The sequence below is a fragment of the Metabacillus litoralis genome, assembly GCF_007994985.1.
In the GTDB taxonomy this organism is placed as follows: domain Bacteria; phylum Bacillota; class Bacilli; order Bacillales; family Bacillaceae; genus Metabacillus; species Metabacillus litoralis.
The window spans coordinates 265,216-280,178 of record NZ_VOQF01000005.1; the positions used below are offsets into that span (position 1 = coordinate 265,216).

Annotated in this window: 17 protein-coding genes; 12 read left to right on the plus strand and 5 right to left on the minus strand. The window is 33.3% G+C overall.

Translation table 11 applies throughout. The annotated features are described in order from the left end of the window. Nucleotides 1-318: 318 nt before the first annotated feature. Nucleotides 319-1,797 (plus strand): SulP family inorganic anion transporter, encoded by a 1,479-nt coding sequence (locus FS935_RS09350; RefSeq protein ID WP_193559357.1) that lies wholly within the window; start codon nt 319-321, stop codon nt 1,795-1,797. Between the two features lie 30 nt (nt 1,798-1,827). Here FS935_RS09350 and FS935_RS09355 read toward each other — a convergent pair whose 3' ends face one another. After that, nucleotides 1,828-2,415, minus strand: coding sequence for a cysteine hydrolase family protein (locus FS935_RS09355; protein ID WP_146947852.1), 588 nt, complete (start codon nt 2,413-2,415; stop codon nt 1,828-1,830). 17 nt (nt 2,416-2,432) lie between these two features. Beyond that, the gene (locus FS935_RS09360; RefSeq protein WP_338036913.1) at nt 2,433-2,600 is read right to left on the minus strand and encodes a DUF1272 domain-containing protein; all 168 of its coding nucleotides are present in this window, start codon (nt 2,598-2,600) and stop codon (nt 2,433-2,435) included. A 156-nt stretch (nt 2,601-2,756) separates the two neighbouring features. Between FS935_RS09360 and FS935_RS09365 the strand changes: the two genes are divergently transcribed. Continuing rightward, the gene (locus tag FS935_RS09365) at nt 2,757-3,176 is read left to right on the plus strand and encodes an Lrp/AsnC family transcriptional regulator (RefSeq protein ID WP_146947856.1); all 420 of its coding nucleotides are present in this window, start codon (nt 2,757-2,759) and stop codon (nt 3,174-3,176) included. A 185-nt stretch (nt 3,177-3,361) separates the two neighbouring features. Here FS935_RS09365 and FS935_RS09370 read toward each other — a convergent pair whose 3' ends face one another. After that, nucleotides 3,362-3,757 carry a hypothetical protein gene (locus FS935_RS09370; protein ID WP_240050871.1) on the minus strand — a complete coding sequence of 132 codons (396 nt, stop codon included), beginning with the start codon at nt 3,755-3,757 and terminating at the stop codon, nt 3,362-3,364. A gap of 267 nt (nt 3,758-4,024) precedes the next feature. Between FS935_RS09370 and FS935_RS09375 the strand changes: the two genes are divergently transcribed. Genes FS935_RS09375 through FS935_RS09395 form a run of 5 tightly spaced genes read left to right on the plus strand, consistent with a single transcriptional unit; the run spans nt 4,025 to nt 8,180 of the window. Beyond that, nucleotides 4,025-5,224 carry a PP2C family protein-serine/threonine phosphatase gene (locus FS935_RS09375; RefSeq protein ID WP_146947858.1) on the plus strand — a complete coding sequence of 400 codons (1,200 nt, stop codon included), beginning with the start codon at nt 4,025-4,027 and terminating at the stop codon, nt 5,222-5,224. Between the two features lie 12 nt (nt 5,225-5,236). After that, nucleotides 5,237-5,656, plus strand: a complete 420-nt coding sequence (locus FS935_RS09380) for an ATP-binding protein (protein WP_146947860.1) — start codon at nt 5,237-5,239, stop codon at nt 5,654-5,656. A 2-nt stretch (nt 5,657-5,658) separates the two neighbouring features. After that, on the plus strand, nt 5,659-5,997 hold the full coding sequence (locus tag FS935_RS09385; protein ID WP_158638579.1) for an STAS domain-containing protein: 339 nt from the start codon (nt 5,659-5,661) through the stop codon (nt 5,995-5,997). After that, entirely contained in the window at nt 5,994-7,688 is a 1,695-nt protein-coding gene (locus tag FS935_RS09390; RefSeq protein WP_146947864.1) for a methyl-accepting chemotaxis protein, read from the plus strand. The genes FS935_RS09385 and FS935_RS09390 overlap by 4 nt, the downstream gene beginning before the upstream one ends. Before the next feature lie 39 nt (nt 7,689-7,727). Beyond that, entirely contained in the window at nt 7,728-8,180 is a 453-nt protein-coding gene (locus FS935_RS09395; protein WP_146947866.1) for a chemotaxis protein CheX, read from the plus strand. 764 nt (nt 8,181-8,944) lie between these two features. Here the strand turns inward: FS935_RS09395 and FS935_RS23880 are convergent. Continuing rightward, the gene (locus FS935_RS23880) at nt 8,945-9,178 is read right to left on the minus strand and encodes an aspartyl-phosphate phosphatase Spo0E family protein (protein WP_239589583.1); all 234 of its coding nucleotides are present in this window, start codon (nt 9,176-9,178) and stop codon (nt 8,945-8,947) included. Nucleotides 9,179-9,594: 416 nt separating this feature from the next. Here FS935_RS23880 and FS935_RS09405 point away from each other — a divergent pair, with 416 nt between their 5' ends. After that, nucleotides 9,595-10,134: a GNAT family N-acetyltransferase gene (locus FS935_RS09405; protein ID WP_146947868.1), complete on the plus strand. Its 540-nt coding sequence runs from the start codon at nt 9,595-9,597 to the stop codon at nt 10,132-10,134. Nucleotides 10,135-10,201: 67 nt separating this feature from the next. On the opposite strand, the gene FS935_RS09410 is transcribed toward FS935_RS09405, so the two are convergent. Beyond that, the gene (locus tag FS935_RS09410) at nt 10,202-10,564 is read right to left on the minus strand and encodes a hypothetical protein (protein ID WP_146947870.1); all 363 of its coding nucleotides are present in this window, start codon (nt 10,562-10,564) and stop codon (nt 10,202-10,204) included. A 244-nt stretch (nt 10,565-10,808) separates the two neighbouring features. Between FS935_RS09410 and FS935_RS09415 the strand changes: the two genes are divergently transcribed. The 4 genes from FS935_RS09415 to FS935_RS09430 all read left to right on the plus strand — a co-directional run bounded on the left by FS935_RS09415 (nt 10,809) and on the right by FS935_RS09430 (nt 14,696). Continuing rightward, entirely contained in the window at nt 10,809-11,651 is an 843-nt protein-coding gene (locus FS935_RS09415; RefSeq protein WP_146947872.1) for an undecaprenyl-diphosphate phosphatase, read from the plus strand. A 509-nt stretch (nt 11,652-12,160) separates the two neighbouring features. Then, nucleotides 12,161-12,463, plus strand: a complete 303-nt coding sequence (locus FS935_RS09420) for an ArsR/SmtB family transcription factor (RefSeq protein WP_146948431.1) — start codon at nt 12,161-12,163, stop codon at nt 12,461-12,463. A gap of 238 nt (nt 12,464-12,701) precedes the next feature. Further along, nucleotides 12,702-14,096, plus strand: coding sequence for an aldehyde dehydrogenase (locus FS935_RS09425; protein WP_146947874.1), 1,395 nt, complete (start codon nt 12,702-12,704; stop codon nt 14,094-14,096). Nucleotides 14,097-14,153: 57 nt separating this feature from the next. Next, nucleotides 14,154-14,696, plus strand: coding sequence for a glycerol-3-phosphate responsive antiterminator (locus FS935_RS09430; protein ID WP_146947876.1), 543 nt, complete (start codon nt 14,154-14,156; stop codon nt 14,694-14,696). Nucleotides 14,697-14,963: the final 267 nt, after the last annotated feature.

Consider the following 14,963-nt stretch of genomic DNA (forward strand, 5'->3'; position numbering starts at 1 on the left):
TTTTTTAACAACTCATATTCTCATAAAAGAATAAATAAAAGGGGACTAACATTGTTTGATGTAGGTTGAGATGCGTTTTTATAACAACATTAAGTGTAAAAGATAAAAAGGGCATCTATTACCTTATTTTTATGTTTTGTACGTGTTATTGTTCGATAAATAAAGAATGATAGAGAATTCAATTAATGTTTCCGCTTACATCAAATTTCACAAATTCGTCAAAACCATATATAATTCTTTATGTTAATAACGGACCCGACTTTCATGAGAGTTGAAAGTCATAAAAAAATAAAAAATGTTAAAGGGAGAGTGTCTTTTTTGGATTTAAGTACAATTAAATATTCTTGGTTTGGAAATATCAAAGGTGATGTATTAGCAGGTATCGTGGTTGCTCTTGCATTAATTCCTGAAGCAATTGCGTTCTCAATCATTGCAGGTGTAGATCCGATGATAGGATTATACGCATCTTTTTGTATTGCGGTGACAATTGCTTTTGTTGGAGGACGTCCTGGAATGATTTCAGCTGCAACAGGGGCTACTGCTCTGTTGATGGTAACTTTAGTTGCTGATTATGGATTGCAATATTTACTTGCTGCAACCATTCTTACTGGTATCATTCAGATTATTATGGGTGTTTTAAAATTAGGAAGGTTAATGAAATTTGTTCCTCGTTCGGTTATGACAGGTTTCGTTAATGCATTAGCTATTTTGATTTTTACATCACAATTACCACATTTTGCAGGTGAATCATGGCCGATGTTTGCTATGGTAGCTGGAGCACTAGCTATTATTTATATTTTGCCACGCTTTACAAAGGTTGTGCCATCACCACTAGTAGCAATTGTTGTGATCACACTCATTGCATTTATGACTGGAAGTGGTGTCAGAACTGTTGGTGATATGGGTGAATTAACACAGGCATTACCACTATTCTTATTACCTGATATTCCATTAAACTTTGAAACATTGAAAATCATCTTTCCATATTCTCTTTCTATTGCGATTGTAGGATTAGTGGAATCTTTATTAACGGCACAAATTGTAGATGATATGACAGATACAGATAGTGACAAAAATAAAGAAGCACGTGGTCAAGGTATTGCCAATATTGTTTCAGGATTTTTTGGCGGTATGGCAGGGTGTGCGATGATTGGTCAATCAGTAATCAATGTTAAGTCAGGTGGTAGAGGACGATTATCAGCATTAGTTGCAGGGGTTTTCTTAATGGTGTTAATTTTACTATTAAATGACTTCCTTGTTCAAATACCAATGGCAGCTCTTGTTGGAGTTATGATCATGGTTTCTATCGGTACATTTGATTGGACTGCATTAAAAACTCTGCACAAAGTACCTTTAACAGATACGTTAGTTATGGTTGTTACAGTCATTACTGTTATTATGACTCATGACTTATCTAAAGGTGTTCTTGTTGGGATTATTTTAAGTGCGATATTCTTCGCTGCAAAAATATCAAAAGTAAAGGTAACAAGCTTATCTTCTGATGGATCTAGTAAGAAGATTTACCGAGTATCAGGTCAATTATTCTTTGCTTCTGTTACAGATTTTGTTAAAGAATTTAATTTTAAAGAAAATGTAAAGGAAATTGATTTAGATTTAACACAGGCTCACCTTTGGGATGATTCTGCCGTTGGTGCTATTGATAAAGTTGTCATTAAATATCATCAAAATGGTGTGAAGGTGAATTTAATAGGTCTAAATTCCGAGAGTAACAAGCTTATTGAGAAAATAGCCGTTCATAATAAACCAGGCGGACTTAATAAAGTAGCAAATCACTAATGAATTAGGATTAGTAAACAGAACATCGAATTATTTGATGTTCTGTTTTTTTATGCTTTTGGGGTCAGACCCCAAATAGGTTCTAATATACTCATCTGTCGTTAAAACTGTGGCAAACTCTTTATGTAATGTTGCTAGTGAGACATTTTGGATTGTTTCTGCATCAATATATTGGTCATTATGATCATATAAACCAAATGATGCTGTTGCATCTGAAATTAGGAATGTATTAAAGCCTAAGTTCCCGCTCATCCGAGTTGTCGTAGAAACACAGTGAGCTGTTGTTAACCCAACGATTACGACATCTGAAATTTCCTTCTTAACAAGATGCTCCTTAAGTGAAGTATTGATAAAAGCGCTATTAACTTCTTTTTTGATGATCATTTCATCTGCTGCTGGCTGGACTATATCTTTGATTTGAGAGCTGGATTTTTTTTGATAAAAAAGCGAGTTGGGATTTTTAGATATATGCTGAATGAAAATAACTTCTTGTTTACTTTCTCTCCATAAACTTAATAGCTGACTAATGTTAGCTTCTGCTTGAAGATTATTACGCGTGCCCCAACTTGGATCAAAGAAAGCATTTTGTACGTCAACAATAATAAGTGCACTTTTCATTTTAATTCCTCCTTTTATTACCTTATTTTGTTAAGATGTTTAGGTCTCTTAACTAACTCCCCCTTACAATTTGGGCAAATAAAGATCATTTTCTTTGTGCAATCATGACAAAAAGTACATTCATGAACACAAATATACGCATCATCACGAATAGAATCATGAAATTTTTCACAAATATTCTTCATCTCTAATCCCACTGTATAGCTTCCTTTATATGTATTAATTCAATTTTAAGTTATATAAAATGTAAGATATATACTATTTATAAGGAGTTTGAACTGCTATTCTTAAGAATATAAGGAAATTAAGGAATTTATAAATAGAATTGAAGGTGAGCTTATATGGATAAAGTAAATCGTGAAATTTTAACCATCCTTCAAGATGAAGGTAGAATTTCAATGACGGACTTAGGAAAAAAAGTTGCGTTATCAACACCAGCTGTAACAGAAAGAGTACGAAGATTAGAAGAACAAGGTGTAATTGAAGGGTATAAAGCGAAAATAAATCCAGATAAAATAGATAAACCAGTAAAAGCTTTTGTTTTAGTTGAAACACATCAGTGTAAGGCGTTTAGAGAATATTGCATTAAAAATCCTGTTGTGACCGAGTGTCATAGATTAACAGGTCAGTATAGTTATTTAGTGAAAGTTGTTACAAATAACAATGAAAGTTTAGAGAGATTTATAGATGAAACAATGGAATATGGTCAGCCATACACAATGATTAACCTTTCCTCACCATTATTACATAAAAGTATATAAATGCTTAGTTGGTAAATAAACTGAACGAAGGTGATAAGTTAACTTCTTTTAATCTGTTTAGAAAAAAGATAAAGCTTGAACATTAGAAGCGGTTCCAAAAAGAAAAGGCTGATTTCAATGGACGTTGATTCCAACACCTTCGAGTCAGCTTATTATGTATAAAAGCTTCCACCTCTTGACACCTATTAGCTAAGTATTAAAACAAATAAGCAAGATATAAATGTTACAAATGCTAAGGGAGTCATGACCATTCTTTCTTTTTTACTTTTTGATGCTAAATTTCCTAAAGTGTTTAACCCCATAAAAATTGTTATGAACCAAACAAAAATATACGTTGGTAGAACGAACTCTATCGTTAAAACATTCGTATGAATCAAAAATATAAATCCAATCAAAAGTAAAATCATTGCTGATAGCAAGCTCATGCAGCGCATTCGTTTAGGTAGTACACCTTGATATTTACCACCCCAGCTATATTCCGCCAGTGGTAATTTTATAAAAAGCAGAAATTGAAAAATGGCAATTAAAATTGAAACCACAGCAACAGCAATTCCTGCAACCTGAATATATACAACCTCCAAACTAGAGCCCTCCAAACATATTGTGTTTATTTCATTTAGTAATTCGGTGTTTCATTGATTTTTCCTTGTTACTACCAAAATATATACAAACCTCTAAGGTAATTTCCTACTAACTCATATTTTATTCGTTCTTTATATCTATATTAGGTAAATAGCTTCAAAAGTTTCTTAATACCTCCTGTCAACCCCTATAATATTGTAGAATTTTGTCGATATAGTAGTTAAGTGTTTTTTTACTATAATAAAGTTGAGGTAGAGTGGCGAATTGTGGAAAAACTAAAAAAGTTTGATAAAGCAGCATATAATGTTCTCCAATTAATCAGTGAGAGAATTCCGGGTAGCTCTTTCTTTGTTGCCACAACAAGAAATAATCGATTTAAAATTTTAGAAAAGCTTGTTATGCAAGATGGCTGTATCATTCCGGATGGAGTTAATAAGCCTCTTGAAGAATCTTATTGTAATATTGTGGCAAATAAGCGAGAACCTGTATTAATAAGTGACACATCTACCAATTTTCTTGTAAAAGATTTAGCTGTGACAGATGAACTTAAAATCGGTTCATATATTGGTGTGCCGATTATGTTAGAAGATGGATCAGTTTTCGGAACTTTATGTGCTTTAGATCCTAAACCATACGTATTGAAACAAGAAGATATTCATGTATTAGAATTGTATGCAAGTTTCATTAGTACAACAATTGAATTAGAAGAAGTATATTTTAGATTGACTGATTATGAACAGCAAATGAAGAAAGAGCTTAATTTAGCAAGAAACATACAAAGATCTTTTATAAGTGATGATATGAACGATGAAAGAATAAAAATTGACTTTTTATATACTCCATCTTCTCATTTATCAGGTGATTTATGTCGATGGGAACAAGTGAATGATGGCATTTATATAGCTGTTGTACTGGACGTAATGGGACATGGTGTTTCTTCAGCTATGATTGGTATGGCAATAACTCCAATATTGAAATCCATTTCAACTGAAAAAAATAGTCCGTTTGATGTAATGAATGAGTTAAATAAATCAATTAAAGATTGGTTTAAAGATAATGATCACATCTCACCTTTTGTCACGGGCATTTACTTATTAATCGATACAAATAAACAAGAAATTAAATATTATAATGCGGGGCATCCAGCAGGCTTTTTATTAAATAATGATGCAACAGTTACATTACTCAATGAGGGAAGCTTACCTTTAGGGATTGTATCTGATTTACCAAATATAGAAACAACTATTTCATACAAGAAATCATCGGAAATTCTCTTGTATTCTGATGGTGTATTAGATCAATTTATGGAAAAGGGTAATAACAACAAAGTGATTCCACGATTAATGGATAAATATCAACAGTCAGTTTTAAATGGAATAGCTTTTATTCCATACTTAAAAGAAAAAATTAATGCTATCGACTTTCTTGAAGATGACGTCTGTGCGGTAACGATTACGTTGAAATAATGGGGTGTGATTATGTTTAAATGGGATGTTCAGCTGCCTTGTGATCTTGACGAAATTGAAAGTTTTGATGATGCACTTAGGGATAAATTTGAGGAATATTCTTGTTCATTACAAGAGCATATTTGCTTTATTACTCATGAGCTTCTTGTTAATTCTTTTGAAGCAACGATTAACAAATATGGAGATGATGCTCATCAATACAATCTATATGCTGAAGTGGAGATGAAGGAAGATGAATATATTATTCAAATTTCTGATGAATGTGGTGGTGTTCCACAGGAGGCTTTAACATATGATTTAGAAGATTTTCTTCATAATGAAAGAGGACGAGGACTTCTTCTTATAAAAGAATTAGTGGATTCTATCTCTTTTCATCGAGAACATGAAGAAGAATTATATACAGTTTTGGTGAAAAAGAAAAGGAGCGGTTAATTTTGAATCCTACGATTAAAATAAATCAGTTTGATGGAAATCAACTATTTGTTATTGAAGGTAAGCTTAGCTATGGTCGAACACAGTCAATAAAAGAAGTCTTAATTGAAGCAATTGACCATGAATCACCTGCCTATGTGTTTGATTTAACTGAGCTTAAAGCAATAGATAGCACAGGCATGGGGTTATTTGTCACATTTTTAAAATATATTGAAAATGAAAAACAAGTGCATCTTATAATCCAAAAAGGATTTATAAAAGAACTATTTCACATTGCAAAGCTAGATCAGCTTTTCATCATAAGTGAGAACATAGAAGATTGTAAAGGAGAAAGTGGATGAGAAAACTAGGTGTTAAGGGGAAGTTAACTTTTTGGTTTTTATTGTTGTTTCTTATTGGAAGCTCAATATTAATTTTCGAATCAGTATGGACAATCAAAAAGGAAGTATTACATGTTGCTGAAAAGAATTTAGCTAATGATTTAAATGTGGCAAAAGGTCTAATTGATGAACAACACCCTGGCTCATGGACAGTAAGTAATGGTGATCTTTATAAGGGTGAAACAAAGGTTAATGATAATAACGAAATGGTTGATTCCATTGGTGAATTAACGAATAATGCTGTTACGATTTTTCTAGATGATACACGGGTTTCAACAAATGTGAAGGATGAAACTGGAACAAGAGCGATCGGTACAAAGGTCTCTGACGCAGTTGCAGATGTTACATTGAAGCAAGGAGAAACATATATCGGTGAGGCCATTGTTGTAGGAGAAAAACTCGTTACAATTTATGAACCGATTAAGAATGCATCAGGTGAAATTATTGGTATGGTTTTCGTGGGGCACTCAGCAGAAACATATGACTCAATGGTTTCTAGCTTTACAAACAATTTAATTTTAACAGGTGTTGTTGAGTTAATTGTTATTGCACTAATCATGTTATTCATCATTCATAGACAAATTCAGCCGTTAAGAAAAATGACGGTTTTATCTGAGCAAATAGCTCGAGGTGATTTAACAGGTGAAGTTATTGAAACGAAACTAAAAGATGAAATCGGCGATTTGTCACAATCAGTTAATTTAATGTCTACTAATCTTAAAAACTTAATCACCAATGTGAAGGATACGGCCGAACAAGCTGCTGCTACTTCTGAAGAGTTGGCTGCAAGTGCTGATGTTACAGGGGAAATGAGTAACCAAATTGCTTTAACAACAACTGAAATTGCCTCAGGAGTATCAAGACAAACAACAGAGGTTAATAATATCTTAGATAATATGAGGATAACAACAGATCGAGTTGATAGTGGTGGGGAAATCATAGAAGGAACGTTAGATCTTGCAATGCGATCCACAAAAGAAGCGGATTATGGTAACAAAGCAATTAACGAAGCTATCCAACATCTTGGGAAAGTGACAAGTACTGTAGAATTTGCTACTGAATCGATCCAAAAATTAGGTAGTCGTTCTGAGGAAATCGGCAGTATTATTACCGTTATATCTGATATCTCTAATCAAACAAATTTATTAGCTTTAAATGCAGCGATTGAGGCTGCTCGAGCCGGTGAAAATGGTAAAGGTTTTGCTGTTGTAGCAGATGAAGTGAGAAAGCTTGCTGAACAATCAAACTCTGCTGCAAATCAGATCACAACACTTATTGAGGATATTCAGTCTGAAACAAAGGTAACAGTCAACACAATGGAGACAAACCTTGTTTCTGTAAAAGAACAGGTACAATTAATTGAAAAGGGTGGAGAATCTCTTCATAAGATTGTTGAAAATGTTCAAGAAACGGAAAATGGAGTACTTTCAGTGAAGGAGATATTCCAAGAACTGAAAGGCTATGCAGAATCTGTTTTGCAATCGATCGAATCCATGTCAGAGGTAATTGAAGCATCTGCAGCTCTATCTGAAGAAGCAGCAGCATCAACAGAGGAACAAAGTGCAACAATTGAAGAAGTAGCTCATAGTGCGAAGGATTTAGCAAAAATTGCAGAAAAACTTCAAGAGGAACTGAAGCAATTTAAACTATGACCATGACTAGTTTTAACTAATGTGGAGGGCGGTGTAGGAATGAGTGCAACAGATTTAAAAATAGTAACAACTATTCAAGAAGCAATGATGAATTCAATTAAACAAATTATTCCTCTACAAACTGTTAAAGTGGATTCAAAAACTGGCAGTAAAGAAATCACCTTGAATTTTGCTGTTCTTGTTGGTTTAACAGGTGAAATAAAAGGTAAAATTCTATACAAAGGTGAAGTATCACTATTTAGTTCAGTTGGAAACATAATGTTTGGTATGGAGATTGAAGGAGATATGTTAAAATCCTTTGCTGGAGAGCTTGGTAATATGATTTCTGGAGGATTTTGCACAAATGTTTCCGCAAATGGCATGACTGTTGATATAACATCACCAACAATTCTAGATGGAAACTCAACAATTTCAGGCTTTAAAGAAGCGGTGGAGCTAGACGTTTTATTTCAAAACAATGAAACATTGAATATAGCTGTGATGATTGATTAATTTATATGCAATAAACACGCATTGTTAAAAATTAATGTCTTTTAAAATATACTAAGATTAGTAGTACAGACCCTGGTCAGGGTTTGTACTACTATTTTTTTATAGTAGAAGTGAAGTAAGGTTGACCAGCCTCTGGGACCATATAGAGGCTGGGACATAATGAAAGATGTCTTACAAAAAGACGTATACATCTAAATTCAGTTAAATTGAAATAAACAAGTTCGTTCCATTGCGCTGCAGACATAAGATTCGCCGGGGAGGAAGCTAAGCCTCCTCGGCGCATGCGCCTGTGGGGTCTCAGCCTTTCCTCTTCACCCGCAGGAGTCAAATGTCTTCCGCTCCATTCCACTAGTTCTTAAAAATAGTATGCAAAATCAAAAAGTCTACTGAAGACAGCAAATAAAAACCCGAAATATCTCCTAATATTTCGGGTTTATCATTAGCTTAAATACTAATGTCCTAGACTCTTTTTCTTTACAGCAGTAATGCAGCTTTTAAGAACTAGATATAAAGTTATTCTTTTAAATAACAGGAAATTATCATGTTAGCCAGTAGATTGAAAAGAAACAATGGGTGAGGGGCATTGTATACATATGTATGAACGCCAAGGTGAAGTGTACTTATGATGTTTTTACTAGTAGTAGTCTTAACTATCAGTTTAGAATGTTGAAGGAATCTCTCTTTTCAGTAATATGTTAACATGAATATGTCTGAATTATCTTTTTTAATAGAAAAGTGGGGTTCCTTCATAGATCGTAAGTAGGTTATTCTTTAATATAAATATACATGTTTCGCTTTTGGTGAAATTGGTTAATTAACTGATCAACTTGACAGCTTAATTCAATTGTTTCTTTACTAGTCATGCCAGTACTTGCAGCAGAATTTATCATTTTTGAGCTTGCTTCCATAATCTTTCTTCCAATTTTCAGCAATTCTTTCTTTTTCCTCTTTTTTATTCTATTATCCTCTATTAACAAATAAAACCGTTCCTCAATCAATACAACCACCTCTATTAGTCAGATTTTGATAAAATTATTAAACCAAATTAATAGTTAAAAGGGAAGCTATTCGACAAAAATAGAATTTATATGATAAAAAACTTCATAGTTTGTAAAAAGAAAATCTAGCAAATTTTATTTCAAAATAAAATATAAAGGCTTTTTTCGCAAACTTTGTTGCTTTTATATACCCGAAGAAATCAGCACAGCATTAAGTCTGGTGGCATCTTTTCTTCATAATATTGTATCCCTGTATGCAAAAACACAATGTTTCTACTGGATATTTTGGTTACATAACAACAATCTTTCAGAAAAGAGCCAATATTAAATATGAAAGTAACGATTTTCTTATAGTATTGTACATAAAAGAAGTAAGAATATTATGTAGAAATAAAGTGATAGGAGAGGTTGAGTAAATGTCTCAAATTTTGAAATTAAGAAAAAAGACAGAAGAAGATACATTAATACTATGGAACTTTATTTATGGAAGTGACAATCCTGAGTGGAAAAAATGGGATGCCCCCTATTTTTCATTAAACCATCTTTCATATGATGAATATGTTCAACAATTTTATAAAGAAGATTTAGAAAAAAGTAGACTAATTGAAGTAGATGGAACGGTTATTGGATATGTCGGTTATTATTGGGAATATGAAAAAACGAAATGGCTTGAAGCAGGAATTGTTATTTATGATCCTGCCTATTGGAGCGGTGGATATGGTACAAAAGCACTTTCTCTTTGGATTGACCATTTATTCCAAACATTGGATATACCTAGAGTTGGCATTACGACTTGGTCAGGCAATGAACGAATGATGAAACTAGCACAAAAGCTTGGCATGCAATTAGAAGGTCGAATGAGGAAATGCCGTTATTATAATGGAGTGTATTATGACTCAATAAGAATGGGGATTTTAAGGGAGGAATGGGAAAGCGGGAAAAAACCTATGAAATAACATTATAATGTAGGTTTCTGTGTACACTAATTTAGCAGGACTTTTTAAGTTACGTTATATCTATTTATTAACGCTCAACATAGGGTTCTATTTTCTCAATCATCAGACCTCCAGGACCCTCAATAAAATAGACATTGATTTTCATACCGACAACAAGTTCATCTTTATAGGAAGTGTATAATTTTGCGGGATCAAAGGAAATAATTGTTTGATCCTCACTTATGCCTTGGACAGTATTATCGACTATTTCTGTTATTGTATAGATTTCTACTTTTACATAATCCTTCTCATTAGTAATAATGGTTTCATCAGCACTAACACTACTAACCTTTTTGCTAATATTTATAATAGATTTATTAGTAGAATAATTAGCTAGTAAAAGTAGCAAAATAAGTGTCAGAATACATAATAATGCAATTTTCTTTATCATCATTTAATCTCCCTTTAGTTTCCACACTGTTTACTTTTATTCTTCCCAACTAGTAATAAGGTAAACATGTAAAAAAAATGAAACCGTTTCATTTAGAAAAAAGATTTCCACTTCTGAGAATTTGCCGTTATACTAAAGTTTGTTGCATGATAGAGCTATTGTTTTAGTCTTTCTGTAAGAAGAAAGCTAAGTAGGAAAATAAGTTAACGGATTTTCATTTAATAGGTGAATGGAGAAAAAGAACATGGATATTCTTACACTGTTGAAAGCGTTGATTCTTGGCGTGGTTGAAGGATTAACAGAATTCGCCCCAGTATCATCAACGGGTCATATGATTATTGTTGATGATATGTGGCTGCAATCTGAGAAATTTTTAACAAAATATGTTGCGAATACATTTAAAATTGTTATACAGTTAGGATCAATTTTGGCAGTTGTTGTCATATTTAAAGATCGTTTCATCCAGCTGCTTGGCTTAGGACGATTAAGCAAGAAAACAATCAACACACAGCAATCTAGTGGAAATCATTTGCGACTTTCACAGGTTATTGTCGGGTTAATTCCTGCTGGTGTTCTTGGTGTGCTTTTTGAGGATTATATAGATGAATATTTATTTTCAATAGAGACGGTTTTAATAGGATTAGTAGTAGGAGCTATCTTAATGATTATAGCTGACATCTTTGGACCAAAAGAGCCTAGAATTGTTTCAGTGGATCAGATTACTTATAAACAGGCACTTTCTGTAGGGCTTATTCAATGTTTATCATTATGGCCAGGATTTTCTCGTTCAGGATCAACAATTTCAGGCGGAGTTTTATTAGGAATGAGTCACAGAGCAGCAGCAGACTTTACATTTATTATGGCTGTTCCGATTATGGCTGGTGCAAGTGCATTATCATTACTAAAAAACTGGCAATACTTTACACTTGATGCCATGCCATTTTTTATAACAGGATTTATTAGTGCATTTGTTTTTGCGTTAATTTCAATTCGCTTCTTTCTAAAGCTTATTAATAAGATTAAATTAGTTCCGTTTGCGATATATCGTATTGTTTTAGTTGTTGTTATCTGGATCGTTTATTTTTAAGAATGTAAGAGGCTGGGACATAATTAAAGAAATCATTCAAAAAGACGAATAAACCTAAATTCAGGTTGAAAGAAACAAGTTCGTTCCATTGCGCTGCAGACATAAGATTCGCCGGGGAGGAAGCTAAGCCTCCTCGTAAGCTGCGCGCCTGTGGGGTCTTAGCCTTTCCTCTGCACCCGCAGGAGTCAAATGTCTTCCGCTCCATTACACTAGTTCTTAAAAATAGTATGCAAAATCAAAAAACATTGAAGACTGCAAATAAATACCCGAACTATTAGGCGAATGTTTAATTGACATATCACCTAATAATTCGGGTTTTTCATTAGCTTAAAAATTTATGTCCCATCCTCTTTTTTGTACTATAAAAAATTATTATAGGGTAGATAAAATCTTAACAGGCTTGTTGCTATCGTCCTAAGGAACCTATCGTTATTTGACATGACGTTGTTTAAAATAATATATTATGTTTAACATTTTAAACATTTGGAAATAAGGAGCTAAACGTTTTGATAACAGAGAAACCGGTTGATACTTTCAGAGCTTGTATACCACTATTTCAAGTGTTAGGAGATGTGTATCGTCAAGATATTATTTTGCTTCTTGCAGAGAAAAAAAGCTTAACCGTTAATGAGATTACAGATCATTCTACATTATCTCGTCCAGCGATTTCTCACCATTTAAAACTATTACGACAAGCCAATTTAGTGACAATAGAACAAAAAGGTACACAACGATTTTATTCTCTTTCTTTAGAACCCTCTATAGATCAGTTTAAAAAGCTAGTTTCTATTGTTGAAGAAAAGTGTCTTTAATATAGGCTCTTTTCTAAAAGATTGTTGCTATGTAACCCAAATATACAGTAGTAACAGTGTATTTTCGTATATTAAGCTACCATTTTATGAAGAAAAGATGCCACTAGACTTTATACAGAGTTGTGTCCATCATGATTCTAAAAACAAAAAAGTTTATGAAATTGCATTACTTTATGAAGAACAAATTTACAATTAGATACTATTTTTTAGATCACATTAAACTAGGAGGGAATACTCCATGATCGAAATTAAGGAGCATTCGCAGGATTCAGTTGAAAAGCATGTAAAGCTGCAGAAGCAATACTTTAAAGCAGGAAAAACTCGATCAAAAGAATATCGAGTAAACATGCTACAAACACTTGAGAAGCAAATTAGGAAACATGAAGCTAATATATCTCAAGCTTTAAAGCTTGATTTAAATAAATCTGAAACAGAGGCATATGTAACTGAAATTGGTTTTCTATTAGAAGAAATACGTTTTACGATCAAACATATCGATAAATGGATGAAACCTAAAAAGGTAAAAACAGCTAAAACACATATTGGCTCAAAGGGCTACACAATTGCTGAGCCATATGGTGTGACACTTATTATCGCACCATGGAATTATCCGTTTCAATTGCAAATTGCACCGCTAATTGGAGCTATTGCAGCAGGAAACACTGCCATTCTTAAGCCTTCTGAAATAACACCAAATACATCAAATGTAATTACTTCTATCATTAATGAGGTATTTGATCCAGCATATATAGCAGTACTAGAAGGCGGAGTTGAGACAACAACGCATTTACTCGACCAGCGCTTTGATTACATTTTCTTTACAGGAAGTGTTTCTGTTGGCAAAGTGGTGATGGAAGCTGCTGCGAAAAGGTTGATTCCTATAACGTTAGAGCTTGGTGGTAAAAGTCCTTGTATTATAGATGAGTCAGCAAATTTAGAGCTAGCTGTAAAGCGGGTCGCATTTGGTAAATTTATTAATGCAGGTCAAACCTGTATTGCGCCAGATTATTTATTTGTTCATAAAAAGGTGAAAGAAAAATTCATAAGTGAATTTAAGAATGTGATTCATGAATTTTATGGAGAGAATCCACTAGAAAATGAACAGTTCGCAAAGATCGTAAATGAACGTCATTTTAATCGAATTAAGAGCTATCTATCTCATGGTGAAGTTCTTCATGGGGGAAATGTAGACGAAAAACTTCATAAAATTGAGCCTACATTAATTGTCCCGAAAGAGATGTCATCAGCATTAATGACAGAAGAAATTTTCGGCCCAATTCTTCCGATAATTGAATATGAAGATATTCAGGAAGTAATCGATTTTGTTACTGATCGACCAAAACCGCTTGCATTATATCTGTTTACTAAAAATGACCGTATTGAACAGCAAGTAACTGAAACAATTTCATTTGGAGGCGGCTGTATAAATGACACATTAATGCATATTGCCACACCTTATTTACCATTTGGAGGAGTAGGAGAAAGTGGGATAGGGGATTATCATGGGGAATCAAGCTTTCAAACATTTTCTCATATGAAAAGTATCTTAAAGCAAACAACTCTTTTTGATTTTCGCTTTAGGTACCCTAATGCGAAAAATGGGTTGGCAACGTTAAGGAAACTAATGAAATAGTGATTTTAATAGCTAGTTCTAGATCATACTGACAATTTAGAAAAGATAGGAGTTTTTATGCAAAAAATAGTTCCTGCATTTTCATCAATGAAGCAATATGAAAGATTTTTAGAAAGTGATTATGAAATTGGTGTTTTTTTAGAAACTCATATTTCTCAATTAAATAGTATTCATAAATTGGCAGAACAGCATCAAAAGAAAATTATTTATCATGTGGATTTAATACATGGATTAAAGAATGATGATTATGCAACCGAGTATGTTTGTCAGGAGTATAAGCCTTATGGTTTAATCTCAACAAAATCGACAGTCATTATGAAGGCTAAACAAAAGGGTGTTGTAGCAATTCAACGAATGTTTTTAATTGATTCACACGCTCTTGAAAGAAGCTACCGCCTTGTTGACAAAACAAAGCCTGATTATATTGAAGTTCTTCCTGGTGCCATGCCATGGATGATAGAAGAAGTAAAGAAGCGTACAAAAACCAAAATCCTTGCAGGAGGTCTTATCAGATCTGTTGCTGAAGTTGAAGCAGCCCTTGAAGCAGGTGCAGACGGAATTACAACTTCAAATAAAGAATTATGGGATCATTTTAAATAATGGTTTTGTGGGATAAATTAGAATTGCTTAATTGCTTCTTTGATTAAGATTAATATCAAAATATTATTCAACAAGGAGCAAAAAATCTCATTACGTTTTAACTTATTTGATAGCTAAAGAAGTTGTTTTCTTAAATTCACTATAGTGGAATGGAGCGGAAGGAAATTGACTCCTGCGGGTGTAGAGGAAAGGTCAAGACCCCACAGGCGTAGCCGAGGAGGCTTGACTTCCTCCCCGCGGAAAGCAATTTTCTGAAGCGAAATGGAA